This window comes from Agarivorans gilvus (genome assembly GCF_001420915.1).
Lineage (GTDB): Bacteria > Pseudomonadota > Gammaproteobacteria > Enterobacterales > Celerinatantimonadaceae > Agarivorans > Agarivorans gilvus.
In genome coordinates, this window is the sequence record NZ_CP013021.1 from 1,572,266 (window position 1) to 1,598,215 (window position 25,950).

General features: G+C 47.9%; 24 protein-coding genes and 1 pseudogene. 10 read left to right on the forward strand and 15 right to left on the reverse strand.

The genetic code is table 11. The annotated features are described in order from the left end of the window. Positions 1–174: 174 nt before the first annotated feature. A complete protein-coding gene (locus AR383_RS07350; RefSeq protein ID WP_055732547.1) occupies positions 175–1,521 on the forward strand; it encodes a DEAD/DEAH box helicase in 1,347 nt (448 codons plus the stop codon). 104 nt (positions 1,522–1,625) lie between these two features. Then, the gene (locus AR383_RS07355; protein WP_055732548.1) at positions 1,626–3,419 is read left to right on the forward strand and encodes an ABC transporter ATP-binding protein; all 1,794 of its coding nucleotides are present in this window, start codon (positions 1,626–1,628) and stop codon (positions 3,417–3,419) included. On the opposite strand, the gene AR383_RS07360 is transcribed toward AR383_RS07355, so the two are convergent. From AR383_RS07360 to AR383_RS07370, 3 genes are all read right to left on the reverse strand, one after another. Continuing rightward, positions 3,416–3,895: a DUF2390 domain-containing protein gene (locus tag AR383_RS07360; protein ID WP_055732549.1), complete on the reverse strand. Its 480-nt coding sequence runs from the start codon at positions 3,893–3,895 to the stop codon at positions 3,416–3,418. The genes AR383_RS07355 and AR383_RS07360 overlap by 4 nt on opposite strands. 184 nt (positions 3,896–4,079) lie before the next feature. Then, positions 4,080–4,292, reverse strand: a complete 213-nt coding sequence (locus tag AR383_RS07365; protein WP_055732550.1) for a cold-shock protein — start codon at positions 4,290–4,292, stop codon at positions 4,080–4,082. Positions 4,293–4,569: 277 nt separating this feature from the next. Further along, on the reverse strand, positions 4,570–4,827 hold the full coding sequence (locus tag AR383_RS07370) for a DUF3820 family protein (protein ID WP_055732551.1): 258 nt from the start codon (positions 4,825–4,827) through the stop codon (positions 4,570–4,572). An 87-nt stretch (positions 4,828–4,914) separates the two neighbouring features. Between AR383_RS07370 and ppnP the strand changes: the two genes are divergently transcribed. Then, positions 4,915–5,196: a pyrimidine/purine nucleoside phosphorylase gene (gene ppnP / locus AR383_RS07375; protein WP_055732552.1), complete on the forward strand. Its 282-nt coding sequence runs from the start codon at positions 4,915–4,917 to the stop codon at positions 5,194–5,196. Positions 5,197–5,202: 6 nt separating this feature from the next. Beyond that, positions 5,203–5,481: a hypothetical protein gene (locus tag AR383_RS07380; RefSeq protein WP_198150216.1), complete on the forward strand. Its 279-nt coding sequence runs from the start codon at positions 5,203–5,205 to the stop codon at positions 5,479–5,481. Positions 5,482–5,497: 16 nt separating this feature from the next. Here the strand turns inward: AR383_RS07380 and phrB are convergent, their stop codons facing one another. The 3 genes from phrB to AR383_RS07395 all read right to left on the reverse strand — a co-directional run bounded on the left by phrB (position 5,498) and on the right by AR383_RS07395 (position 7,760). After that, a complete protein-coding gene (phrB, locus tag AR383_RS07385; RefSeq protein WP_055732553.1) occupies positions 5,498–6,958 on the reverse strand; it encodes a deoxyribodipyrimidine photo-lyase in 1,461 nt (486 codons plus the stop codon). 79 nt (positions 6,959–7,037) lie between these two features. Next, complete coding sequence (gene gloA2 / locus AR383_RS07390; protein WP_055732554.1) at positions 7,038–7,421, reverse strand: SMU1112c/YaeR family gloxylase I-like metalloprotein; 384 nt, start codon at positions 7,419–7,421, stop codon at positions 7,038–7,040. Between the two features lie 12 nt (positions 7,422–7,433). Continuing rightward, positions 7,434–7,760, reverse strand: coding sequence for a hypothetical protein (locus AR383_RS07395; RefSeq protein WP_055732555.1), 327 nt, complete (start codon positions 7,758–7,760; stop codon positions 7,434–7,436). Between the two features lie 311 nt (positions 7,761–8,071). On the opposite strand from AR383_RS07395, the gene AR383_RS07400 reads away from it, so the two are divergent. Beyond that, positions 8,072–9,307, forward strand: a complete 1,236-nt coding sequence (locus tag AR383_RS07400) for an OmpP1/FadL family transporter (protein ID WP_055732556.1) — start codon at positions 8,072–8,074, stop codon at positions 9,305–9,307. A 67-nt stretch (positions 9,308–9,374) separates the two neighbouring features. Here the strand turns inward: AR383_RS07400 and AR383_RS07405 are convergent, their stop codons facing one another. Both AR383_RS07405 and AR383_RS07410 read right to left on the reverse strand, forming a co-directional pair. Continuing rightward, complete coding sequence (locus tag AR383_RS07405; protein ID WP_055732557.1) at positions 9,375–10,193, reverse strand: helix-turn-helix domain-containing protein; 819 nt, start codon at positions 10,191–10,193, stop codon at positions 9,375–9,377. Positions 10,194–10,229: 36 nt separating this feature from the next. After that, positions 10,230–10,823, reverse strand: coding sequence for a LysE family translocator (locus AR383_RS07410; protein WP_229711174.1), 594 nt, complete (start codon positions 10,821–10,823; stop codon positions 10,230–10,232). Positions 10,824–11,034: 211 nt separating this feature from the next. Here AR383_RS07410 and AR383_RS07415 point away from each other — a divergent pair, with 211 nt between their 5' ends. From AR383_RS07415 to AR383_RS07425, 3 genes are all read left to right on the forward strand, one after another. Then, positions 11,035–11,289 carry a TIGR02647 family protein gene (locus AR383_RS07415; protein ID WP_055732559.1) on the forward strand — a complete coding sequence of 85 codons (255 nt, stop codon included), beginning with the start codon at positions 11,035–11,037 and terminating at the stop codon, positions 11,287–11,289. 204 nt (positions 11,290–11,493) lie between these two features. Next, on the forward strand, positions 11,494–12,087 hold the full coding sequence (locus AR383_RS07420; RefSeq protein WP_188407411.1) for a LemA family protein: 594 nt from the start codon (positions 11,494–11,496) through the stop codon (positions 12,085–12,087). A gap of 12 nt (positions 12,088–12,099) precedes the next feature. Further along, entirely contained in the window at positions 12,100–14,052 is a 1,953-nt protein-coding gene (locus AR383_RS07425) for a M48 family metallopeptidase (protein WP_055732560.1), read from the forward strand. A gap of 34 nt (positions 14,053–14,086) precedes the next feature. Here the strand turns inward: AR383_RS07425 and add are convergent, their stop codons facing one another. The 7 genes from add to AR383_RS07460 all read right to left on the reverse strand — a co-directional run bounded on the left by add (position 14,087) and on the right by AR383_RS07460 (position 21,006). Then, on the reverse strand, positions 14,087–15,091 hold the full coding sequence (gene add / locus AR383_RS07430; protein ID WP_055732561.1) for an adenosine deaminase: 1,005 nt from the start codon (positions 15,089–15,091) through the stop codon (positions 14,087–14,089). Positions 15,092–15,398: 307 nt separating this feature from the next. Further along, positions 15,399–17,261, reverse strand: a complete 1,863-nt coding sequence (locus AR383_RS07435) for a transglutaminase TgpA family protein (protein WP_055732562.1) — start codon at positions 17,259–17,261, stop codon at positions 15,399–15,401. After that, positions 17,258–18,238: a DUF58 domain-containing protein gene (locus AR383_RS07440; protein WP_055732563.1), complete on the reverse strand. Its 981-nt coding sequence runs from the start codon at positions 18,236–18,238 to the stop codon at positions 17,258–17,260. Before AR383_RS07440 ends, AR383_RS07435 begins: the two co-directional genes overlap by 4 nt. A 2-nt stretch (positions 18,239–18,240) precedes the next feature. Then, positions 18,241–19,152 carry an AAA family ATPase gene (locus tag AR383_RS07445; protein WP_055734982.1) on the reverse strand — a complete coding sequence of 304 codons (912 nt, stop codon included), beginning with the start codon at positions 19,150–19,152 and terminating at the stop codon, positions 18,241–18,243. A 207-nt stretch (positions 19,153–19,359) separates the two neighbouring features. Next, positions 19,360–19,623 carry a CBU_0592 family membrane protein gene (locus AR383_RS07450; RefSeq protein ID WP_055732564.1) on the reverse strand — a complete coding sequence of 88 codons (264 nt, stop codon included), beginning with the start codon at positions 19,621–19,623 and terminating at the stop codon, positions 19,360–19,362. Positions 19,624–19,831: 208 nt separating this feature from the next. Beyond that, positions 19,832–20,656, reverse strand: coding sequence for a nucleotidyltransferase domain-containing protein (locus tag AR383_RS07455; RefSeq protein ID WP_229711172.1), 825 nt, complete (start codon positions 20,654–20,656; stop codon positions 19,832–19,834). An 89-nt stretch (positions 20,657–20,745) separates the two neighbouring features. Further along, positions 20,746–21,006: a DUF2960 domain-containing protein gene (locus tag AR383_RS07460; RefSeq protein WP_055732565.1), complete on the reverse strand. Its 261-nt coding sequence runs from the start codon at positions 21,004–21,006 to the stop codon at positions 20,746–20,748. 438 nt (positions 21,007–21,444) lie between these two features. On the opposite strand from AR383_RS07460, the gene AR383_RS07465 reads away from it, so the two are divergent. After that, positions 21,445–22,485: an efflux RND transporter periplasmic adaptor subunit gene (locus AR383_RS07465; RefSeq protein ID WP_232304787.1), complete on the forward strand. Its 1,041-nt coding sequence runs from the start codon at positions 21,445–21,447 to the stop codon at positions 22,483–22,485. 14 nt (positions 22,486–22,499) lie between these two features. Continuing rightward, positions 22,500–25,650 (forward strand): annotated as a pseudogene (locus tag AR383_RS07470) (efflux RND transporter permease subunit). The last annotated feature ends 300 nt before the right edge of the window (positions 25,651–25,950 follow it).

The window sequence follows — 25,950 nt, forward strand, 5'->3', positions numbered from 1 at the left end:
GGCGGTACATTTACTTGACCTCAAACAACGCCTTATTGCTTAAAAAAAACCTAAACTGGTATTTCTGTGCAATAAAAAACCATCAGCAAACAGCACAATCAGTGGATCCTTAATGTTAGTGCGGCCATTTAGCGTTATAATCTCAATCAATTTACTAGTTAAGAGAGTTACAACTTGCAGTTTTCTGAATTTGGCCTAGATCCCCGCTTAAATAAAACCATTCAACACTTGGGCTTTAGCGAAGCCACCGAGATCCAAGCGAGAGCCATTCCCGCCGCCATGGCAGGAAAAGATCTATTGGCCTCTTCAAAAACCGGCTCAGGCAAAACCCTTGCCTACTTATTACCCGCCATGCAACGCATGCTCAAAACTCGCGCCTTATCAAAACGAGACGCTCGCTGCTTAATTCTGACGCCAACCCGAGAGCTAGCGAAACAAGTTTTTGCCCAGCTACGTTTATTGATAGCCAATACTCAAACTCGCGCCTGTTTAATCACCGGCGGGGAAAACTTTAATGACCAGAGTAAATTGCTGCGCAAAGAGCCACAGATAATCGTGGCCACACCAGGGCGCTTAGCCGACCACTTAAGTAAGCGTCATCTATTCCTCGATGGTTTAGAACTGCTAATTCTCGACGAAGCAGACCGCATGCTAGATCTCGGTTTCGCCGAACAATTAAATTCAGTTGATCAAGCCGCCAGCCACCGCAAGCGCCAAACCTTGATGTTTTCGGCCACGCTGGATGATGCAGCAATTAATAGCTTCGCACTAAAACTATTAAATGAACCCGAGCGTATTGCGGTTGGTTTTAGCTTTACTCAGCACCAAGATATTCAGCAACAGTTTTTACTTAGTGATCATTTAGACCATAAACAACAACAGCTTAGCGAAATTCTTAAGCAAGACTCGCTTAAACAGGCGATTGTGTTTACCGCGACTCGAGCCGATACCGAGCGCCTAGCCCAACTGTTTAGTGAGCAAGGGCTACGCTGCTCTGCATTAAGCGCCGATTTAAGCCAAGGCGCGCGTAATAAAATCATGGACGAGTTTAGCCGAGGCCAACAAAAGGTATTATTTACCACCGATTTAGCCTCTCGTGGTTTAGACATCGTGCAGGTGTCGCACGTAATTAACTTTGATATGCCGAAACATGTGGAAGAATATGTCCACCGTATTGGCCGCACCGGCCGCGCAGGTAACCAAGGCCAAGCCTATTCTTTAGTGGGCCCCAAAGACTGGTTCAGTTTTAAAAACCTCGAAGCCCTATTAGAACAGAAAATTCAGTTTATTAGCCTCGATGGCCTAGAAGCTAAATTTAAAGGTCTGGCAAATAAGAAACACAAACCTAGCCTTGGTAAGCAAGCACCAAAACGTAAAGCCAAAACCGCCAGCAAGCACCAACAGAAGCCAGCGGTGAAAACCAATAAGACCTTCGTGGTGGGTAAAGATATGGGTGATGCTCCCATTAAACGCCAGAAGAAAGTTGATAATCTTAGTGACTTAGACAATAGCGAAGACTAGCAATCGGCAATTAGCAGCCAATCACTGGCTGCTAATACTGGCTTTTTCATGAGTGTCTTCGTAGACTGGCGCCACTACAAATGAAAAAGATTCTTATTTAGATTATGCAGGCAGCTTCTCACTCTTCCAGTTTTACTTGGGCAACCATTCGCCAACAAGTATTTCAATACAAAAAACCCTTGGTCTACGCTCACCTGATTGCAATATTGGCGACACTAGTTAGCGTCCCCATTCCCTTACTTATGCCGCTATTGGTTGATGAAGTCTTACTCAAGCAACCAGGCCAAGCAGTTGCGCTAATGCAATCGCTACTTCCCCAACAGTGGCACAGCGCTAGCGCTTATATTATTTGCATTTTGCTGGTAGTGATTAGCCTACGCCTCATGTCTCTGGTGATTAGTGTGCTGCAGGCACGACAATTCACCTTCATTGGCAAACAAATTAGTTTTTTGATCCGCGAGCGCCTAGTCAATCACCTGCCCAAGGTGGAACTGCGCGAATATGAAACTCAGGGCTCTGGTGGGATCAGCGCTCGCTGTGTGACCGATGTAGAAACGCTCGATAAATTTATTAGCGAAAGTCTGTCTAAATTTCTAGTGGCCGTGCTTACCATTATTGGTACTGCGGCGATTTTATTATGGATAGACTGGCAACTGGGTTTAATCATTTTGCTACTCAACCCTGCGGTAATTTACTTCTCCCGCTCTTTTGGGCGTCATGTAAAAGACTTAAAAAAACGAGAAAACGCCGCCTTTGAGGCCTTTCAATTAGCACTGATTGAAACCCTAGATAGCATTCAGCAATTGCGCGCCAGCCAGCGTGAAGGCCACTATTTTTCACGGGTGGTGAATGCCGCCACTGAATTAAAAGATCATGCGATTGCCTCGCATTGGAAAACCGACGCAGTTAATCGCCTTAGTTTCACGATTTTTCTCGTTGGCTTTGAGATTTTCCGCGCCATAGCCATGTTAATGGTGGTATTTTCCGATCTCACTGTAGGCCAAATATTTGCGGTGTTTGGTTACCTCTGGTTCATGATGGGACCAGTGCAAGAAATTCTCAATATTCAATATAGCTACTTTAGTGCCAATGCCGCCTTGGCTAGACTTAATCAACTATTTGAACTGAAACAAGAGCCCAACTACCCTTGTGAAATCAACCCCTTTGCCGAACAGCGCCAATTTGATATCGACTTCAAAAATGTAGATTTTAGCTATACGGCCGAGTCTCCAGTACTCCAAGACATTAGCCTTAAGTTACCCGCAGGTAAGAAGGTCGCGCTGGTGTCGGTGAGCGGTGGCGGTAAGTCCACCTTGGTTAACTTATTATTAGGACTCTACCAACAAGACCGTGGCGATATTCTCTTCGATGGCGTGCCCATAGAGAAAGTCGGCTATGCCTGCATTCGCAGTAATATTGCCACTGTTCTACAGCAACCTATTTTATTTAATACCAGCGTTCGAGAAAACTTAAGCATGGGTAAACAACACAGTGAAGCCGCACTGTGGCAGGCCCTCGCCATTGCTGAATTAGCCGATACGGTAAAACGATTACCCGAGCAACTCGACACCCTAGTCGGGCGCAGTGGAGTCAAACTCTCTGGCGGCCAAAAACAACGTTTAGCGATTGCCCGAATGGTCTTAAGCGACCCGCAGGTGGTGATCCTAGATGAAGCGACCTCGGCCTTAGACACCGAAACCGAAGCAAAACTACATCGTAACCTTAAGGCCTTCTTGCAACAGCGCACTACCTTAATCATTGCTCATAGACTTAGTGCGATTAAGCAAGCCGATCTAATCTATGTATTAGACGACGGGAAAATTAGCCAAGCTGGCGAACACCAGCAACTGCTTGCGCAAACCGGCTTATATCAAACGCTTTATCAACATCAAGATTAAGCCCTTAACGCAGCATTCACCCTACTCAGGTAACTTTCTGCCGCTTCAGCTTGTTGCAAGTAAGCTTTTAAGGCTTGCTCCGCAGCTTGCTCCCCTGGGTGACGTTGCTGGCAAAGCACTAACAATTGCTGCTGACGGCGTTCCAGTTTTAGTTCGTGTTTCAATAACAATTGATATTGGGTATCACTAAGTAAAGGTTTAATGGTTTTTCGGTGGCGGCGAAACTGCGTCATTTTTTGTTCACTATGGTGAATTTGCCCCAACAACTGATCTAGGTTTACCGTCCAACGTTGTAGCTGGCAAAAGCTCAACCAAAGCAAGAGGTTTATATTACGCTGTTGCTTGTCTTGTAAACTCAAACACAAGCTTTGCAATTCGGGGTTAGCGTAAACATGCTGGGAAAACCGCCAGAAACGTTCAACAGTGTTTTGAAAGTTGGGGACTAAACAAGACTTCGAAATAACGGCATACTCCATCTCACCAGCAAAACAGGACTATTACGCGGGCTAAGCAAGCCACTGTCAATATATCTGAACACCCAGCCTAACAAAGTCCTTGTGTAACGGATATTTCAGTCAGATTTTTTATTTTACTTAGCTGTAAACAAAAAAAAACGCTATCAATATAGATAGCGTTTTAGCTGAAATGTTAGGCGTATAATTAAACCGCGGTAACATTCTCAGCTTGTGGGCCTTTTTGACCTTGAACTACTTCAAACGTTACTGCTTGACCTTCAAGCAAAGTACGGCGTCCATTGCCATTAATGGCACGAAAGTGAACAAATACGTCCGGACCTTTCTCTTGTGCAATAAAACCAAAACCTTTTTCGTCGTTGAACCATTTAACGGTTCCAGATAATACCTGACCTGACATTATCGTCCTCTCATATTCCATGTGCATATTTAACGTAGTATTAGCTAGGCAAGCCAGCGACAAAAAGTTAAACCCACCTAAAATATTAGAACAGCGAAAAACTTTGGACTATCAACAAGCATTGCTACAGCAACTTACATTCTCTACTAAATACTCAATAAATCCAGAGCAAAGTCATTAAATAATGTTAAATTTTAATTAAAGCTTTGAATAAAGGTATTTAGAATTAACAAGCTAGCAAAGTGATGAACAAAAAACAACCAGTCTGCGACTAAAGTTATGGCTGCTTTGTATCGATAAGTGGCCAAAGCAGTTTTTCTAAACCCGCCACCTGTATCTCTAAAGCCAAGGCCATTAACTGGCCCAATTCGCCTTTAGGAAAACCCTGCTTATTGGCAAACCAAAGCAAATATTCTTCCGGCAAACGGATAATCTCTCTGCCTGCATACTTACCAAAAGGCATTTTATGACGAGCCACTTTTAGTAACATTGCTTTATCAAAAAGCGCTTCGCTAGGGGAAGGCTGCTCACTCATTGTTCAAATAGCTCCTTGGGCGATCCAAATTCGCTCACATTATGCTAGCCTGCCATTTTGTACAATAAAAACAACCAAGGAAATGAAATGTTAAAGAGCAACGAGTACTTTGACGGCAAGGTAAAATCCATCGGCTTTGCAGGGAAAGAAAAGCCTTCTTCTGTTGGCGTAATGGCAGAAGGTGAATATGAATTTGGCACAGCCGAGCCTGAGTTAATGGTGGTTATCGCCGGCGAACTGATTGTAAAATTACCCGGCGAAACTGAATGGGTCAGCTACCAAGATGGGCAGCAGTTTAATGTTCCGGGCAACGCCAAGTTCCAACTTAAAGTGCCCACCGAAACCGCTTATTTATGTGTTTACGGCTAATCTGAAATGTTGAATAACGATCCAGACAAATTGTTAAAAAAACGCCCTCAGTTAATTCATTCAGAAAATATGAAGGTGCGTTCGCATGTACAGCGAGAACAAGATGACTGGGTCGTACATACGCTAATGCTGAGCGACTATGATGTACCCTTTGTTTACAAGCGTAAGCAACGCTATCAAAACCTTAGCGGTGCCCGAGTCAATTTAAGTTACTACCCAAGCCGACAAATTACTGCTGGCTTAGCGTTCGAAATCATGAAAGTGGTACGCCTGCGCCGCAGCTAGTTAAACTCCACTCTTCTTAATCGGCAAGGTCTTCCATATTCGCTTTCGCCTGCTCAAATAAACTCAGGGCCAATTTACGCTGCTTGGCATGGTCTACGATGGGCTTGGGGTAAGCCAAATACTGGCCACTTTTTTCAGCCCAGCTATGCGGCTGATGCACCTTTTTCCCAGCAATCTCACTTAACTGGGGTAACCAGTAACGAACAAACTCTCCCTTAGGATCGAAGCGCTCCCCCTGCGTAGTCGGGTTAAAAATTCGAAAATAGGGTTGAGCATCGGTACCCGTTGAGGCCGCCCACTGCCAACCACCGTTATTCGATGCAAAATCACCATCAATTAGGTGTTGCATAAACCAACGCTCTCCGTGGCGCCAATCAATCAACAAGTCTTTACTGAGAAAGCTGGCAACTATCATGCGTAAGCGATTATGCATCCAGCCTGTTGCTGCCAGTTGGCGCATTGCCGCATCCACTATCGGATAACCAGTTTGTCCCTGTTGCCATGCCTTTAAGAGCTGCTCATCATGCTGCCAATTAACTCGCTCAGTCCAGTCTAGAAATGCTCGGCCTTTACAAAGCTGCGGATACGCCGCGATGAGGTGGCGATAAAACTCCCGCCAAACAATCTCACTTAACCAAACAAAAGCGCCCCCTTGCTGGCTTTCCAGCGCTTGTGGGTGGTCATGATAGAGCCTGGCCAAGCATTGGCGGGGCGATATTATGCCTAAAGCCAGATAAGGCGAAAGCTTACTGGTGCCGGGCTCTGCCGGAAAATCACGTAACTGCTGGTAGGACTCGGCCTTAACCGCACTAAAATCACGTAAACACTGAATAATCTCACTTTCATCGCACAGCCAAGCACTGCTGTTACTGGTGGCATAATCGAGTTTGATTGGCTCAGGCTTAGCCAAGAGCTTGCTAAAACTGTCCGGCAGTAATGAAGATAATACCGCTGCTGGCGCGGCCAATGGGCTAAAACAGGCTTCATCTAATTGGCTTAACCAAGCCTTGCGAAAGGGAGTGAACACCTTAAATACTTGTTGGCTCTTAGTGAGCACCGAGCCCGGTGGCAATATGCAATCGCCATGGTAACTAACTACCTCAACGCCCTGCTGGCTCAAGCTCTGCTGCACGGCTTGGTCACGGCCTTGTTCATTTAACTCATATTGCTGCTGAAAATGCACAGCGCCAATTTGATACTGCTGAACTAACTGTAATAAGCACTGTGGAACGCTAGTGAAGTCGGAACAATGCACGGCCAACAAAGGAATATTCAACTCTGCCAACTGTTGCTGTAACGCCACTAAGCGCCGCTCGATTAAATCTGCCTGAATCGGCGCAAGCTCATGGGCTTGCCACTGCTGCGGACAGGCCAGATATACCGCAAGTACCGCTTGGTTGCTGGCCACCGCATGACTTAAAGCTTGATTGTCTCTGACCCTAAGGTCATTTCTAAACCAGACTAATTGATGTTGCATCACCACCCCTAAAATAATTGCTTGCTAGCATTACGTGTAGCCCATAGGCTTCGATCAGCCGCCATTAAAGATAAACCGACTAAAGCTGATAGAGTTCTAGAGGCAAACCATCGGGATCGTTGAAAAAAGTGAAGCGCTTCTCGGTATAGGGATCAACTCGTAAGGCCTCCACCGCAATATTGTGGCTACGTAACTCAGCCACCGCCTGTTCGATGTCATCCACCGCAAAAGCTAAATGCCGCAAGCCTTGAGCTTCCGGGTAACTGGGACGAGGCGGAGCCTCGGCAAAGGCAAACAGTTCGATTTGCCCTCCTCCTGGAAGCGCTAAATCCAGTTTATAGCTATTTCGCTGCGGCTGATAATTCTCGGCAATGGGCTTTAATCCTAAGATCTGGGTATAGAAATGTTTCGAGCGAGCATAATCAGAACAAATAATCGCGACATGATGAAAACCTTTAAGCATGATTTTTCCTTGTTATTGACTGTCGGTGTCGATTGTCGATTTCCAGAAAAAAGCGCTAAAACCGGTAATCACCATGCCCGCCATTAATAATGCCAGCACCACATTACTCGGCGATAGATGAAAACTCCCGCCAGTCATCGCCGCTAACATCAATAACATCAAGCCTAATAGAGCTAGCAACGCCGAAATTTTACTAAGTATTCGTGCCATAGGCTTTAGCCCAGTAAAGCGTAATGACAGCAGCACCCACAAACCAATACCAATAAACAACAATGGCCAAGCGCTCCAGCCAAAAAAAATAGATGCTGCAAGCACTCGCAGCAATACTGTTACTGGCAAACAAACACTTGCTAATTAACTCTATCATTACCATTCACCTCCTGCCCAACACCGTTGCGACGAGTTTAATCTTCTAATAAAAAATACCAAGCCTCGTCCTTACGCCACAGCAGTTAAAAATAAAATTTTTATTTAGTAATTTTATTTTTAACAGATAACAAAACTACAAAAATGATAACCAACCATAGAATATACACTCTGGTCGGAGTTGTAGCGGAGCTATCTCTTGCCTAATATGCGCCCGATATTAGAACAATTAATCCATTTTTATAACTCGCTCCATAACAAATCAGCTTAGAGACCAACATTACATGAAAAAACGCATATTCAGTCTAACTGCCCTTAGCGCCACCTTGCTCAGCGGCCACAGCCTAGCCGCTGGCTTTCAGGTAAATAGCCAGTCTGCCACTGGTATTGGTCGCGCCTTTTCAGGGGATGCGGTGATAGCCGACAATGCTTCGGTATTGGCGCGTAACCCAGCAGCTATGGCGATGTTTGAGCAAAAAGCGTTGTCACTAGGTCTCGTTTATACCGATGTTGATGTCACCATTAAAGATGTCAATTATGGCCCCGTTGAGTATGGCAGCGTCGGCGATGCTGCTGGCGATAAAGTCATTCCTAATATTTATTACATTCACCCGATCAATAATGACTTTGCCGTTGGTGTAGGCGCCTTCAGTAACTTTGGTACTGGTACAGACATTAGCGAGCTTAACAACAGCGGCGCGCCAGTCACGCCGGTGGACTTGTTTGGTAATACCGAAGTCATCACCTCAACCTTTAATATGAGTATGTCTTACCGCATCAACCAGCAGTTCAGCATTGGTGCCGGGGTCGACCTTATATATGGTCAAGGCACACTCAGGCGCCAAGGCGAAATTGTTGGCGGCTCTGGCGTTCAAAGTAAATTGGTTGACGTTGATGCCGATGGCTGGGCACTGGGCGGCATTATTGGCGCCACTTACGAGATTAACGATAACAACCGTTTAGGTATGAGTTACCGAGTCAGCCCTAGTTTTAAAGCGGCTGGCAAAGTGGAGTATCAAGGCCAGTCTTATGATGACATCCATATTCCACTACCAAATATTTTCCAAATTGCTGGTTATCACGAGCTCAACCACAAATGGGCGGTACATTACACCGCTCAGCACACCAGCTGGAGCGACTTCGACCATATTACCGTGACAGGTTCGTTACCGGAACAAACGGTAAAAAGCTACCAATGGAAAAACTCATGGTTATTTAGCGTGGGAGCGACCTACCAGCTAAACCCAAACTGGGCACTACGCGCCGGTTACATGCACGATAAAGGTGTGGTGGACGAAGTCAGTTCCTTATCAATACCTGATTCTGACCGTAACTGGTATACCGTTGGTGCGAGTTACTACATCAACAAACACTCGAGCATAGATTTTGGTCTTGGCTTTGTCCGCGGCGAAGATGTGGAAGTACGTGAAAGCAGTGCCATTCCTGTGATTGGTGAAGTGGTTGGCCATACTCGCTCCGACGCTATCTACTACTCGATGCAGTACAGCTACTTGTTCTAAAGGCTAGGCTCGTGGCTACACGCCACGAGCCTTACTTTCCCAGCGTTAACTCCTTCAGCCCCTACGCTTAAGTAAAACAGGCTCGATATTGCCTTGGCGTAAGCGCAATACGCTTCTTGAAATTTCGTTGAAAATGACTCTGGTCAGCAAAGCCGAGTTGATTAGCGGTATCGACAATGCTACGGCCCTCTCGCAATAAGCCTTTTGCTCGATTAATGCGCTGGTTAAGCTGAAAAGCGTGGGGCGATAAACCATAAACTTGCTTAAAGCTTCTCACCAAGTGATAACGACTCAGCCCAGCTATTGCTGCCAACTCACTTAAGCTAAGATTGTGCTGCAATTGATCTTGTATACACTCTCTGACTCGCTGCAATTGGGGTTTGGCCACACTGCTGACATCGCTGCGAAAACGCTGTTGGCTGGCAAACTGTTGCTCAAAAAACGCCAACAACAGGCTCTCTTGTTCCAGCGGATTTTGCTCAAGTTGAATCTTTAAAAACAGCTGATTTAGCAGGGCATAAGTTTGTTTGTCGCTAACTAGCTGACGCTCAAAAGCCAAGTAATCGCTGGCTGGACAAGCCAACATTTCTTGCTGCACTTGGCCCACCCAGGCGCTTTCTACAAACAGCATTCGGTAAGACCACTGCCCTTGTTTAGGGTTGCAGGAGTGAACATCACCAGGGTTAATGGTGACGCTTAGTCCTTGACCAATAGAGTGTTGCTGAGTCTGGTTTTTATACACGGCTTGGCCAGCATCGATCACCCCAAAAGAAAATTCGTCATGGGCATGGCTATGATAACAAGCCGCCGAATGCTGAACCTGCCGTAGCTCCATAAAAGGAAGTTGTTCAAAGCGTTTAAACAGGTGTTTTGCATTGTTGCTCATAGTTAACCCCATGCTTTAAGCCAAAGCCAAATCCAACTAAATAAACAGCGATAGTACCGAACCGGCTAACAGGGCCGCCATAGAGCAATTAAACACCCGCAGCCGCCAAGCCGAACCCAAGTAACGGGAAATCAGCGAGCCAATAGCGGCCCATGTGCCGACTCCCACTAAACAAACCATAAGAGAGATCAGAGAAAATACCAACAAATAAAATTCCGCTTGCTGCTGCGGCGCAACAAACAAACTCACTCCAGACATAGCCACTAACCACGCTTTGGGGTTTAAACCCTGAGCCAATACCCCCTGCCAAAAACTAGGAGGCTTAGCCAAATTTTGTTGCCCCGGCAAACTCACGGGAGCCGAAGCAATTTTTAGCGCCATGTATAAAAGAAATGCCGCTCCCAAATATTGCAATAGATGGGTCAAGGCGGGTAATACATCTAAGGTCAGATTAAGCGCTAAGCCTGCTGTAAATACCACCAAGCAATAACAAAGACTGGCTCCCACCACATGGGGCAGCGCTTGACGAAAACCAAAGTTGGCGGCAGCACTGCTAGCAATAATATTCACCGGGCCCGGTGAAATAGCGCTAATTAAAGCAAAGATCAACATCGATAGAATTACACTCAAAAGCCATTCCCCAATACATTTAAAGTCATCACTATAGGTGGCTTTACGCTGAGTTTATTGAACAAAATTGCGCTGCGTCATGGTAAGTCTGCGGCAAGATGCCCTGCGCGCACAAAACAGTGCGTAAGCTAGCAGTTCTCAACCCTAAGGCTTGCGCAAATGCAGCCGAATTTCTAATGTGGAGACAACAAAAACAAAAAAGGATGGTCCGATGAAATTTACTCCTGCCACTATCGCCGAACTTAACTTACTACTGCAATTTGACCTGAGCAGTTTACAAACTGGGATTAAAGTTCACCACGATGCCGCTCCCGAGTTAGTTACGGCGGCACAAAGTTTATTTGATAAAGGATTAAGTACCCAAACCGATGGCGGTTACCTCACCGACTTAGGCATAGAAGTGGCCGAACATGCACAAAAATTATTAGCCGTATTATCCACCAAGCCAGAACACGTTTCAGCTTAAAGTGACTTAATTGCAAACCAAGAGCCAAGCTCTTGGTTTTTTATCTCACATCGGCCAGCACAGTTTAATTAGCCCCCTCTCATCATCGCGATAATGCTAAGTCGCTCATCTTTTACTGATAATCCCCTAAGCCACACATAGTAATCTGTCATTAAATCCGTATTATGCAACTATTAACTCTTTGGTAAGTAAAGGATAACTACCATGCCCATTTCACTGATCATTATCTTGCTATTAGTGGTTGCACTTATTTTTTATATCGTTGGCATATTTAACCGCCTAGTTAACCTGCGTAATCGCTATCAAAATGGCTTCGCCCAAATAGAAGTGCAATTGAAACGCCGCTATGACTTGATCCCTAATTTAGTTGAAACCGCCAAAGCCTACATGAGCCATGAGCGGGAAACCCTAGAAGCGGTAATTAGCGCCCGTAATGATGCCAGCGCCCTACTCAAAGCAGCCGCCAGTGACCCCAGTGGCAATGCCCTAACGCAATTAGCTAGTGCCGAAGGGATACTGCAAGGTGCCATGAGCAAGCTCAATATCGTGATGGAAAATTACCCTGACTTAAAAGCCAACCAAAATATGGCACAACTGAGCGAAGAGCTCACCAGCACCGAGAACCGAGTAGCTTTTGCGCGACAAGCGTTCAACGATGCGGTGACCGACTACAATAGCTACCGACAGTCCTTTCCACCGGTGTTTTTTGCCGCACAATTTGGTCATAAGAGAAACGCCGAATTATTAGAATTCGCCGATAGTGAACAGATCCAAAGTGCGCCTAAAGTCTCTTTCTAAACCGCCTAAACGATGAACTTTTTTCAACAACAGGAATTGGCACGGCGCAACAGCAAGTACTTACTGTTGCTGTTTATTGTGGCGGTACTCCTCATCATAGGGCTGAGTAACCTACTGATTGCCGCCACCCTGTGGTTTTTTAATCAACAAGCCCCCTTAAGCTTGCAGCAGCTTTTTTCTACCTCGCAAGTTCTAGTGGTAAGCCTACTGATGAGTGGGGTGATCGGCTGCGCCATCGCTTATAAATGGTATCAATTACGCGACGGCGGGCGACGCTTGGCCGAGTCCTTGGGCGGACAAGTACTCATGCCCAATACCGAGCAAGCCGAACAACGGCAAATTTTAAACGTGGTGGAAGAAATGGCCATCGCCTCGGGTATGCCGGTACCGCCGGTCTACCTACTCAAAGATGAACTTGGCATTAACGCCTTTGCCGCTGGCCATACTCCGGCCGATGCTGTGATAGGCATTACTCAAGGCGCACTAGAACAGCTCAACCGTGACCAACTACAAGGCGTGGTGGCTCATGAGTTCAGCCACATATTAAACGGCGATATGCGCCTCAACATGCAGCTAATTGCATTGCTCAGCGGCATTGTATTTATTTCCAACATCGGCGAGTTCGTATTGTATAGCCAGCGCCATCGTGCTTATTCGCGCTCTAGTCGGCGCAATAACGATGGCCGAGTCGCCGCACTTGGCTTAGGCCTGTTAGTACTAGGTTGGTTGGGGGTGTTTTTTGCCAACATGATTAAAGCGGCAATTAGCCGCCAGCGCGAATACCTGGCCGACGCCTCTGCAGTGCAATTTACTCGTAACCCCAAAGGCATTGCCGATGCACTAAAAATTATCGCCGGCTATGAGGCTGGTTCGGGTTTACGCTCGCCGCTCAGCCAAGAAGCCAGCCATATGTTTATCGGTAATGCTCGGCGCTTAGGCAGCTTCTTTGCCAGTCATCCGCCGCTTGATGAACGCATCAAACGTTTGCTACCTAGCTGGAATGGCCAAGTGACCAAGCGGCAAATCAAGCATCGCGCCCAGCCCATCTATGCGCGAGCCTACCGAGCTAGCGAACCTAGCCCCGAACGACAACAATCGACCTTTTTGGCCGCTGCCGCCGCAGGAGCGGCGCTTGCCACTGACAGCTCATCAAACACCGCGTCATTTTCACTGTCAAATAATGCCAGCACAGTGGCCCAAGAACTGGCCCAATTACCGCAGGGCCTATTAAATCTGGCCCACGAACCCAGCGGAGCAATGAACCTGGTCTATGCACTGTTGTTAAGTGAGCAGGCCGAATTACGCCAGCAACAATTAGCTGTTATCGAAGCCCCAGCCCAGCAAACAGTGGAGTTGAGTGAGATTAAGCAAGCATGGCAGTGGCTAGCTACGCTGGATCGGTCTTACCGCCTGCCCTTATTGGAGATGGCGTTTCCCGCCTTAAAACAGCTATCCAAACCGCAATACCAAAACCTGATGGCGAATTTGCGCAAGCTGATTAAAGCCGATCAACAGGTAGACCGTTACGAATGGTGTCTTTATCACTTAGTCAAACATTACTTGGCTGCGCAGTTTGAAAGCCTCGCCCGCAGTAAAGCGCTATACAGCAGCATTCCCGCGATTGCTCAGCACTTCAACATTGTGCTGTCGAGCCTCGCCTATGCTGGGCATGATGATGATACTAAGATCCAACGCGCCTATGGCATTGGCATTAACAGTATCGGCTTGTATACCCTGCGCCAATTACCTAAAGAGCAGTGCCAAGTTGAACATTTTGGCCCGGCAGTGAAACAGCTGGCCAATGCCCATCCGCCAATTAAACAGCGAGTATTACGAGCGCTGGCCGCCTGCGTCAGTCTAGATAAACAGCTCACGGTCGCAGAATATGAGATGATCCGTTGTATCGCCGCGGTGATGGATTGCCCCAGCCCACAGCTAAAAATGGAAATAGCACCAGACCATTAAAGCTTAATCGGCTAGTGCTATGAATGGCGGGTTGTTAAAGCGCCCGCTTAGCCGCTTTTTCTCGCAGGCTCTGGCGCGCTTTTTCACTGATGAAGGCCATTTTTAATCCATTACTTTGCAATTGAGCAATCTGCTCGTCGGCAAAACCTAATACTTCGCGAGCGAGGCGGTACTCATCAGGCAAGTCGATGGCCGATACACCTGGGTCGTCGGTATTTAAGCTGGCACGAATACCATGGGCTAAAAATTGCTTCAGCGGATGCTGACTAAGATCGGGCGTGGTATTGGTTTGAAAGTTAGAAGACAAACACGACTCTACACCAATCTTATGTTTAGCCACATAGTCCATCAATTTAGGGTCGTCGGCAATCTTCACCCCATGACCAATTCGAGTAGCACCCAACTCACGAATCGCCTGCCAAACACTCTCTGCCCCCGCAGCCTCACCGGCATGCACCGTAATGGCAAACCCCGCGTCACGAGCCCGGGCAAAATGTTCTACAAATAAGTCGCCGGGTTTGCCCAGCTCATCGCCAGCTAAGTCCATCGCCACAATTTGGTCGCGAAAAGCAATACAGGCGGCCAACTCTTCACTACAACGCTGTTGACCAAAAGAGCGGCTCATAATGCCGATCAGATTTACCTGCACATCATACTTTGCCATGCCACGACGCACTCCTTCAATCACCGCCTCAACCACCCCTTCGGGTTTCAACTGATGACTCATCGCCATATAACCGGGGCTAAAACGTAGCTCTGCGTAATCGATGCTGGCACGCTGCAAATCAGCCACGTTTTCCTCGGCCACGCGAACGCAGGCGTCGTAGTCACCTAAGACTTTTACTCCCCAATCCAACTTAGAAAGAAAAGCCACCAAATTAGGCTCTTGCTTGGTGATTTGCACATGCGGGATCAAACCTGCTAAGTCTGTTGCAGGCAAAGCTACATTAAACTTCCTGCCCAGTTCCAAAATGGTTTCGGCGCGAATATTACCATCGAGATGACGATGTAAATCGGTTACTGGGAATTGTCTTAACATAGCGACTCCTGCTTATTCTTGTCTTTATTTTGAGCGCTCAAGTGTAGTGAGCAAGCGCCCATGTTCCAAATCAGAAAACCCCAAATAAAGCCGACTTTTCCAATAACTTAAGGGCCAAAATATAATCTTAGCCAAATATGTTGGTATTTTTAAAATACTGCTCCTCAGCAGCCCATTAAAGTTGGCCTAGGCATACAGCAATATAGTGACTTAACTAGACTTTTCTTGGCTTGCTCCAAGGCTTGACAGCGTACGGAGCGAAGGCAGCACTATTTCGAAGGGTGATATTGAGCTTGTTGATAGCCATCTACCGCCTGCTTAAGCGCGGCAGCCCGTTGGGGGCTTGGCGCTCCACCCGCTGCACAAAAGCAGCTAAGGTTTCACCGGCTTCGCGCCTTAAGCGATAACGAGCTAATAGCCAGAGTTGCCAACGCAGCGCCAATACCGGTTTAGCAGGCAAACGCCAACGCCACGGTTTGGCAAATATGGTGGCGGTAACGACTATGCCCAAAAACAACATGCTGGCCGTTAACATTAACATGGAACTGCCCGGCAACCATGCCATTAAGCTGGCAAATAACCGCAACTGGCGTTGTTGGTCAAAGTTAAGCACCCATTTGGCCCACCAATAATCCGCTTGAGCGAACCAATAGCGTAAGCGACTCATGCCTTCGGTATACCAAAAACGTTTTCCCCAACCATTTAAGTTTCGCCATTGTTCGGCGGTAGATTGGCTTTGTTGCAGGCTATTTTCCACTCGGTCTGGCGCTATCCATGCGGTGGGGTCAAGGCGCTGCCATGTTTGGCCGTTCCAAAACTCTAACCAAGCATGGGCATCGTAGTTACGCACCGCCAGTAGTTGCTCGCTTTGCTCCCATTCTCCACCTAGGTAACCGGCCACCATGCGCGCGGGAATCCCCTGCAAACGCGCCATGACCACTACGCTTTGCGCGTAGTGCACACAAAAGCCGCGCTGCTGCTCAAACAAAAAACTTGCTATGCCGCGAAGCCCCGGATAAGCCGGTGGATTGAGGGTGTAACTGAAAGGCCGCGCCATAAACCATTGCTCTAGCTGGGCTAAATAACGCTGAGCATAATCACTAGCAGAGCGATCTAAACCCTGCTGTAAACCCTCGGCTAACTCCACAATGGCCGCGGGCAGCTGCGCCGGTAATTGCTTGGCCAGAGTTAATTGCGCAGCATTGCTCGTCTCACTTGATGGCGCAGGCAAATAGTCGAACTGAAACAGCTGACGGGTAAAGTTGTCTTGGCGGCGTTGCCAGCTTTTATCAGCAAAATACTGGCCACTCCCAGCAGTTAAGCTACTCGGGTTTAAGCTGGCCAGCCATGACCCATCGGCGGGTTCTAGGAGTAATTGATATTGGTTGAGTGGCTCAGCTGATGCAGGGCTAAAGCGTTGAGGCTGCTGCGCCAACTCACTGCGCCGCCAGCGCTCTCCATCAAACTGATCTAATACCATCGCTCGCCAATACAACTGCTGGTTGGCCATGGGCTTAGCAAACTCGGCTCGAAATACCAGCTTATCGGAGCGGATCAACTGACTAATGTCACCGGGTCTAATTTCTTCAGATAAGCCGGTTTGGGCACTGCTGGGGTTGGGCATTTGCCACAGTGGCGGCAAGCGCGGAGCCAATACAAATAAGGCCAGTGCTAGCGGTGCTAATCCCAACAGCCACAGCGCCAGTTGCTTAACCCAAGCGCGGCTCAATTGAATATCTAAACTGAGTAACAATAACAAGTGGATAAAGGCAACGAGCAAGGCTAATAAGGCCGCCAGCGGCTGGCTAGAAAACACCAAAGACAGCGCCACCAAAAACAAACCGGTGAGCACAAACACTTCAATGTCTCGGCGCACATGTAACTCGATGTATTTAAGGCTATAACCCAACATGACTAAGGCCACCAGCTTATCAAATAGACCAAGGCCTCGACTTAACCACAGCGTCACTAAAAATAGCGCCAGCAGTAATAGTTTGACCCAGCGCGGCTTAGGCAAGCTGGCTAAGCCCTTCACCACCCTAATTCGCCAGCTCCCAGCCAATAGCCCAACCAGCACTAAGAGCCAAGGCACGTGGCCCAATAGCAAGAGCGCGGTGGCCAAATAGCACAGCAACGACAGCCGAATATGGGAAAGCTTGAGCACGGTCATAGGCGTTTCGGCGCTCCTGCTAGCATACGTAAAGCCTGTTGCTGATGCCGCTCGCCTTGCCCCATGGCCAGTTGCTCGCCATTCACTCTAAGGCTGAAGCTATGCTGTTGTTTGGCCAGTTGGCGAACCCAAAATGCCAATACCGCTAGACGCTGCTCGTAATCCAAACCCGCCGATAAGCTGTCGCTTAAATGCAGCCCTTGGGCGGGATTACCAGTAAAGGTTTTAATTTGCAGGCCGCGCCCCGCCGCGTACTGCTTCCAAGCCAACAGACTTTTGCGTTCACCGCTACGATAAGCTTTTAAACCGGAAAACTCATGCTGTTGCAAACTGTCGCTATGGCTATGCTCAATGTCATGCTGCTCAGTTTGCGCCTTAGCCGGACAAGCATGACCGGCTAGCGGCTGAGGATAAGCAATTAAATCACAGCAAAAATCGGCCACCGTCCAGCAGCGAAACAAACCAAAGGGAAATACGCTATACAGCGTGACCCGAGGTAGGCGCTGATAGCCACGCTGTTTTACCTCTAAATCTAAGGCGAGCTGGCCATCGAGAACTTGGCTGGCCTGCTGCAGTGGCCACTGTTTGATTTTTGCTTGTAAGGCCTGAACCGGCTTGCCGCGAGATTTTTTCATCGATAATAACAAGCGTAGCGGTTGGCCAAGCTGGCCCTCGGGACCATGCACCAAATTAACCACTAAGCCAGAGAGATTTTGATGGCAAAGCAACAGGCACATCAACCACAGCACTAACATCCACAAGGCTAAGGCCAGCACTAAGTTATTTTGGTAGTTACTGCCCATCACTAGCATCACCAGCAGCGTCAGCAAGAACCACCAACCAAAACCTGTGGGCAAAATAAATAGCTGCTTGCGGCTAAGCTGCAAGCTTTTCGCCGCTGGAATGCGCCGCACCAACCAAGCTTGAGAGCGCAAGCCCTGCCATTGTTTTAAACGGGATAAGCCAGCTTTAATCATGCTTAAGCTAAATCTTGGTAAGGGTCTACATCAGCCAAAATTTGCTTGGCGTAGGCCTCACCACTATCGCCACGACCTAAGCGGTGGGCACTGACCGCTACAAACACTGCTTGCAAATCTTCCGGTGATACATGCCCTTTATGATGTAAAAAGGCCCAAGCCTTGGCACAAGACAACAAACTTAAACTACAGCGTGGCGATAAGGGGTTTAGCCCTTCCAACTCGCGACTACGATGAATCAAGCGCAGTAAATAAGCCAATAAGGCGTCACTGCAATGTAAGAGCTGCACCTGCTGCTGCAAGGCTAGTACATCTTGCATATCAAGGCTGGACTGCGGCGCGCTCTCGGTACTGCCACGCTTCAACATTGCCATTTCAGAATCTAAGTCAGGAAAACCAATGCTAAGGCGCATCGCAAAGCGGTCTAGCTGTGACTCGGGCAAATCAAAAGTGCCCAGCTGCTCACGCGGATTTTGCGTGGCAATCACAAAGAAGGGCGCGGCTAAGGGATAACGCTGGCCGTCGGTGCTCACCTGTTGTTCTTCCATGGCTTCTAACAAGGCACTTTGAGTGCGCGGGCTAGCACGATTAAGTTCATCGGCCAGCACCAAATGATTAAAAATAGGCCCAGGGTGAAAACGAAATTGTTGGCTGTCTTGTTCAAATACCGATACGCCAATGATGTCGGCGGGCAACAAATCGCTAGTAAACTGGATCCGCTGAAAACTCATGCCAAACCCCGCCGCTAGCCATTTAGCCAAACTGGTTTTGCCTGCACCGGGCAAGTCTTCAATCAACAAATGACCACCGGCCAACAAGCAACTCAAGGCTAAACGTACCGCTTGAGTTTTTCCAAGTAGCTGTTGTTCAAGCTGTTGGCATACCGCCTGTAAGCGAGGATCTATTTGATTCATATAAATAAAAAAGCCCAAGGAAAAGAAACTAGCTTACAAAGCTTTCAGGCAAATTTATAGCGTTGTAAGCGTGCGTTAGATTGCAGTTATGACTTAAGCTTAGCAGCTTGGAGGGCTAGCGTGCTGGCTGGCACAAGACAGGAAGAAGCGGAAATTTAACTCAAAGCGAGGCGCTATGCCTCGCTTCAAGCGACTCATTTGCAAGGCTTAGCTTGGGCTCATCTCGGGTTCACGTTTGAAATAACGCACAATGCCCACCACTGAAGCCCCGATCCAAAATAGCTCAATAATGAAACTGGCTAAATTAAAATTGATGCACAGGCTAATCAATAACAGGATGGCCCCGCTAAGGTTCATTAGGTTATAGGTGAGTTTTTTGGGATTTAAGCGCTCCAACTGTAATAGGAAGAACGCTCCTACGACTAGAGCGGTACCACTAAGACCAACAAGATCTACCAGAATACTTTGCATAGCTTTCTCATTAACAAGCAAAAAAGGTCGTCCAAAGTGCTGGCCCAATCCATGGGGTGGACGCTCTCAGCTGTAAAACAGGATTCCATGAGACAGCTTGTTAGCGGCATTTATAAATGCGGGCGTAATTTACCAGAAACAAGACGCTGATGCATGTAGATTGTTTATTCAAATAAAGCCAGCAACTAACCTAGGCACTAGCAGAGACTCAAATACCGGGAAGCTCTAAGTCAGGATGCTCTTCAATGCACTGGCATAAGCCTTGGCTGAGTATCTTTAGGCGCTCAAGTAAGCAAGCTTGGCCCTGCCCCACCTCGCTCAGCAAAGCTTCTATATTGCGACGAAGCTGTTGCGGACGACGCTGGCAATGGCTCTCGGCGTAATTCAACATGCGTTTTTCTCCGGGATGAGGCAGCTGATTAAGCGCAAACAATACATCGAAATAACTGGCCAAATACTCACTGCAGCGATGATTTAAACTAACTCGATCTTGGCGTTGTAAGGCCTTAGCTAACTGATGGCTATAGGCGGGAATTTGTTCTAATAACAAGGGCAGATTTTTGTCGATAATGGCCTGCTGCAGGGCTTGAGGATAAGCCAGCTTATAGCGCTGCTGCAGTTGCCCGGCTAAGCCATTAGCATCATAAAGAATTTTTGAATCCAGCAAGTTCGCCCAAATACAGGTGCTATAACCCACCGAGGCCTGATGGTGCAGCAACAACTGCTGTAAGTGTTGGTTGAGAAACTCAAAGTCCCGATAGATCAGTTCAACTTCTATGCCGTCATGTAATATCGCATCGTCTTCGGTTTCCCAAAACTGATTATTGAGTTCTATATATCGGCAATATTTATCGAGGATCTGTTGTCGACTTGCTAAGCTCAGCGGCGCATTTAAGTAAACATACAGGTCATAATCGGAATCATCATCAGCCAGACCAGTGGCTCGCGACCCGGCTAACAATAAAGCGTCAACTTGTGACAGGCTGGATAATTCATCTACTAAAGCTAAAAAATGGGCCGACTCATTCATCATAGGGCTTCCTTAAATTACAGCCCTCAGTTTATGTGAAACGCCTTAACAAACCAGCAGCAAAGCGAAAAAATGCTCACTAAAACATGAATTTATTGTTTATCCTGCTTTTCTTCGTCCTTCAAAAAACGGATCTCACTAAAGCCAAGCCGTAAAAACTCATTTTGCCGATACTCTTTTAAAGTAGCCTTGTCTCGCGTAGACATCGCTAATTGCTTTTCCATGGCCAAAAACGAACTAATATCAACACCTTCAGCAGCAGCCACCGCCTCGTGAATGTCATGAAATTTATCAAAGGAGAAGTTAATCACCTTCGTTTGCTTCTTAAATTTATAGCTAACCTGACGAGCCATGAAACACCTCTATATTCAATATCAGCCGCGAATAATATAGTAAAGTTGCTTAACTTACCGTTATTTATTGAAAACAAGCGCGCTTATCTCAGCCTATACAGACAGGCCCATTCTGCGTTCTAAGTTTTGAACTCATTTTGCCGATAATTACCCTCGGTATTTCTGAGGGTAATCGGCTTAATAACCGTGTATATTCCCTGCTTCATATTTTTAGCATTTGCTAAATTTTAATCGGCGTCAAAGGGCGTCCGCAAGGATCGCGTGCTAGTTAGCATCCGCCAACTATACATTCAGCAAGGAGCTCAGATTGCTCTTTAAGCTGTTTATTTAGCTTGTTTGTATAGTTTGAGGATAAATATCCATGTTTTTTAGTCGCCCTAAGATATTGGCAATCGCTCTCTCCTTGCCCTTCTGCTCGCCTGTGAGCCTGCAGCCACGGTGTCTAACGCAGCCCCTGCCAGTCTAGTTAACACCACCAGCGTACAAACAATTCACTATGCACCCTCTCAACAATTTGTCGGTCGCATTGAAGCTTATAACGACGTGGATATTCGCGCTCAAGTGAGCGGTTACTTAATCGCTCGCCACTTTGAAGATGGGCAAATGGTAGAACAAGGGCAGCTGCTCTACGAAATCGATGCTACCCGTTACCAAGCAGCGGTTGCTCAAGCCAAAGCTGAGCTTGCCAAAGCTAAATCGGCCCTCGCCAACGCCAACCTAAATTGGCAACGTGGCAAGAGTTTGCTGCCGCAAAAAAATATCAGCCAAGCGGAATTTGATCGCCTCACCGCCGAAAAACTCTCTAGCGAAGCGCAACTAGAAGCCGCCGAAGCGCTGCTCAGCGCCAGCTTAGTTGACCTAAAACACACCCAAGTACTAGCGCCTTTTACCGGCCGCATCGGCCAAAGTGAAGTAAGTCAAGGTGATTTAATCTCTAGCAATAGTGGCCGACTCACTAACTTAGTGAGCCTAGATCCGATCCGCGCCAGCTTTAGCATTTCTGAGCGCGAGCGCCTTAGCATGGGGCTAGACCAAGTCACTCAGCATTCTAGCCAGCAAGCCGCCCAGGTAGAGCTACAAATTAGTGACCAGCGTAGCTATAACCAAGCGGGTCAATTGGACTTTATTGATAACCGGATTGACCGCCAAACCGGCACCATTGCACTGAGCGCTCGCTTCGCTAATCCGCAGCAACAACTGCTACCTGGCCAATACGTAGAAATTAAACTTAGTAGCCACCAGCAAGTGGCCGCTCAGGTGATTCCAAGACGCGCCGTACAAAGTGACCTTGAGGGTGAATACGTAATGATTGTGAACGCGCAAGGCAAGGCAGAGCGTAGAAATGTAAGCTTGGGTCCGGTAATCGAACAAGGCGTGGTGATTAATCAAGGTTTAAGCGGCGATGAACAGGTGATAAGTGCCGGTTTACAGCGGGTACGTCACGGCTCAGCGGTGCAAATCGTTGAACCTCAAGCTTAAGTAGGAATAGTCGAATGCTAAGTCGCTTTTTTATTCAACGCCCCAAGTTTGCCTTGGTGATATCTATTCTGTTATCGCTTGCCGGTGCAATTGCCCTAAGCGTATTACCAGTAGCTGAATACCCCCAGATTAGCCCGCCATCGGTGAGTGTATCGGCCAACTACACCGGTGCCAGCGCCGAAACCGTTGAAGAAGCGGTAGCCGAGGTGATTGAAAGTTCGGTGAATGGCGTGGAAGACATGCTGTACATGAACTCCAAAAGTGCCAACGATGGCTCGTATAGCCTCACCGTTACCTTCGACATTGGTACCGACCCAGACATGGCACAAATCAACGTGCAAAACCGGGTCACCCAAATCGAATCCAAGCTACCGCCAGAGGTTCGCCAAGTGGGTGTAACGGTGCGCAAACGCTCGCCCGACCTACTGATGGTATTGAACTTCTACTCTCCAGACGGGCACTATGACGATACTTTCTTAAATAACTACGTCACCCTTAACATCGAAGACCAATTGGCGCGGGTGCAAGGGATCAGCGATGTGCGGGTGATTAGTTCTTCGGAATACTCGATGCGCGTCTGGCTAGATCCACTAAAACTGGCCAACCTCGGCCTTACCGCTAGCGATGTTCGTAACAGCTTGGCCGAGCAAAACGTGCAAGTGGCGGTGGGCTCCATTGGCGCGCCACCTTACGAAAATAACAACGAAGTACAGTTTAGCCTGCTCACCAAAGGGCGTTTAGAAAGCGTCGCCGACTTTGAAAACATTCTGTTGGTGGCCAACGCCGATGGTTCTAGCACCTACTTGAAAGACGTAGCGCGGGTAGAATTAGGTAAACGTGGTTATGCCGCCTTTGGTGAATACCGCGAGCAACCTTCGGTATCGGTGATCTTGTCCTTACAAACCGGCGCAAACGCCCTAGAAAGTGGCGAAGGCGTGAAACAACTGCTGGTAAGTTTGAAGCAAAACATGCCAGAAAAAATGGACTACGACATCGCCTACGATACCACCTTGTTTGTTGCCGAATCGGTAAAAGGCGTGGTGAAAACCCTGATTGAAGCGGTGCTGTTGGTGATTCTAGTTACCTACTTATTCTTAGGTAACTGGCGCTCTACCCTAATCCCTGTGGTGGCGATTCCGGTCTCGTTGATCGGCACCTTTGCGATCATGTTAGCCACCGGCTTTACCATTAATACCATCACCTTATTTGGCTTAATTTTGGCCATCGGCATTGTGGTGGACGACGCCATTTTGGTGATTGAAAACGTCGACAGTAAACTCTCGGCCCATCCAGAACTCAGCCCTCGCCAAGCCACCTTAAAGGCAATGCGCGAGGTAACAGGCCCGATTGTTTCCTCCACCTTGGTATTGTTGGCGGTATTCTTGCCGGTAGCGATGTTACCCGGCATTACCGGGGTAATGTACCGTCAATTCGCAATTACTATCTGTATTTCGGTGGTCATCTCATCGATTAACGCCCTAACCCTATCGCCCGCCATTTGTTCGCTAGTGCTTAAACGCGGCAAACAAAAACAGGCCCGTTGGTTCCAGCTATTTAACCGTGGCTTAGTCGCCATTACCCAACGTTATGGTCAAGCCGCCGCGGTACTGGTGCGGCGCAGTGCCATGTTAATCGTGTTCTTCGTGGTGGCGATTGCCGCCGTAGCATGGATGAACCACAACACCTCTAAGGCTTTTGTTCCACAAGAAGACAAGGGGTATTACTGGTCAACGTACAGCTACCCGACTCGGCTTCATTAAGCCGCACCGCAGACATCTCTAAACGGGTATACCAGATTATTAGCCAAGAGCCGGGGGTTGATGCCGCCACCGTTGCCAATGGTTATGGCTTACTCACCGGCGCCATTCAATCTAACGCGGCTACCATGTTTGTTAAACTGAAACACTGGGATGAGCGTAACGCGCTAGATGGGGACCACTCTGCCGCAGCGATTAGTCAACGGATTAACCAGCAGGCTTACCGCCAAATTCAAGATGCCGTGATCTTCGCCTTTGGCCCCCCTGCGGTTCCGGGTATGGGCACCGCCTCGGGCTTTGAGTTTGTATTGCAAGACGGCTTAGGCCGCTCACGCAGCGAATTGGCTAAAACCATGCAAGAGCTCACCATTAAAGCCAATGCCGCGCCAGAAATTGGCAGTGCCTTTAGCACCTTCCGCGCCGATGTTCCGCATTATTATGTCGACATTGACCGCAATAAGGCTAAACAATTGGGCATTCCTCTGGGGATTTATTCACCACCCTGCAAGCCAACCTCGGCTCCTTGTATGTGAATGACTTTACCCTTTACGGGAAAAGCTTCCGAGTCACCATGCAGGCTGAAGATGAATACCGCAGCCGCCTTGATAACTTAGGCCAATTTCATGTACGCAGTGCCAGCGGCGATATGGTGCCACTGAGTACCCTAGTGAGCATAGAACAGCAGTTTGCCCCCGATGTAGCGTGGCGCTACAACCTATATCGCAGCGCGATTTTACAAGGGCAGCCCGCACCGGGCTACTCCTCTGGTGATGCAATTGCCGCGATGGAGCGCATCGCCGCCGAAGAGCTGAGCAACGGCTATCAGTTTGAGTGGACAGGTATGGCCTACCAAGAAATTCAAGCTGGCAACCTAGCAGTATTTGCCTTTGGCCTAGCCTTGCTATTTATTTACCTGTTTATGGTGGCTCAATACGAAAGTTGGACCATTCCTCTGGCAATTATTCTAGTGGTGCCAGTGGCTACCTTGGGCTCTTACCTCGCCTTAGCGGCGGCGGGTTTACCAATGAACTTGTATGCTCAGATAGGTCTGGTGCTACTGATTGCGCTGGCAGCGAAAAACGCTATTTTGATCGTCGAGTTTGCCCGAATGCAGCGCGAAGAGCATGAAATGCCCATCGACCAAGCGGCTGTCAGCGGGGGAACGCTGCGCTTTAGAGCGGTGAACATGACCTCATGGTCATTCATTTTTGGCATGATCCCACTGATTTTAGCCAGTGGCGCAGGCCATATCAGCCAAAACTCACTGGGGATTTCACTGGTGGGCGGCCTACTCTGTGTACTATTAGTGGGCACCTTCCTAATCCCCGGCTTCTATGCCTTAATTCAGCGCCGTAGAGAAATTCACCACGGTGGCTCAACCAAGCTGCAAAACATAGAAGAAGACTAAACCTTAATTAACCCAGCTCACCAAGCTAGCGCTTGGTGAGCTAAAGATATGCTGCATGTACAATATTTATCACCTAAAACACAAGCATGGTTAAAGCCAGCAATAGCGACTTTGCTGTGACTCCAACAGTAATTAAACCAATGCTTGCCAAAACACACCGTCAAAGTCAGCCGTTTATCCCTAAAATGACTTAATCACTAGTATTTGATGATGATTAAGCTCAACGAATTAAAAATTTGGGCTAGGGTTTATCTTGCCAATCGGCTAATCTTGCGGGCAAAAATAAATAAGCCCAGCACG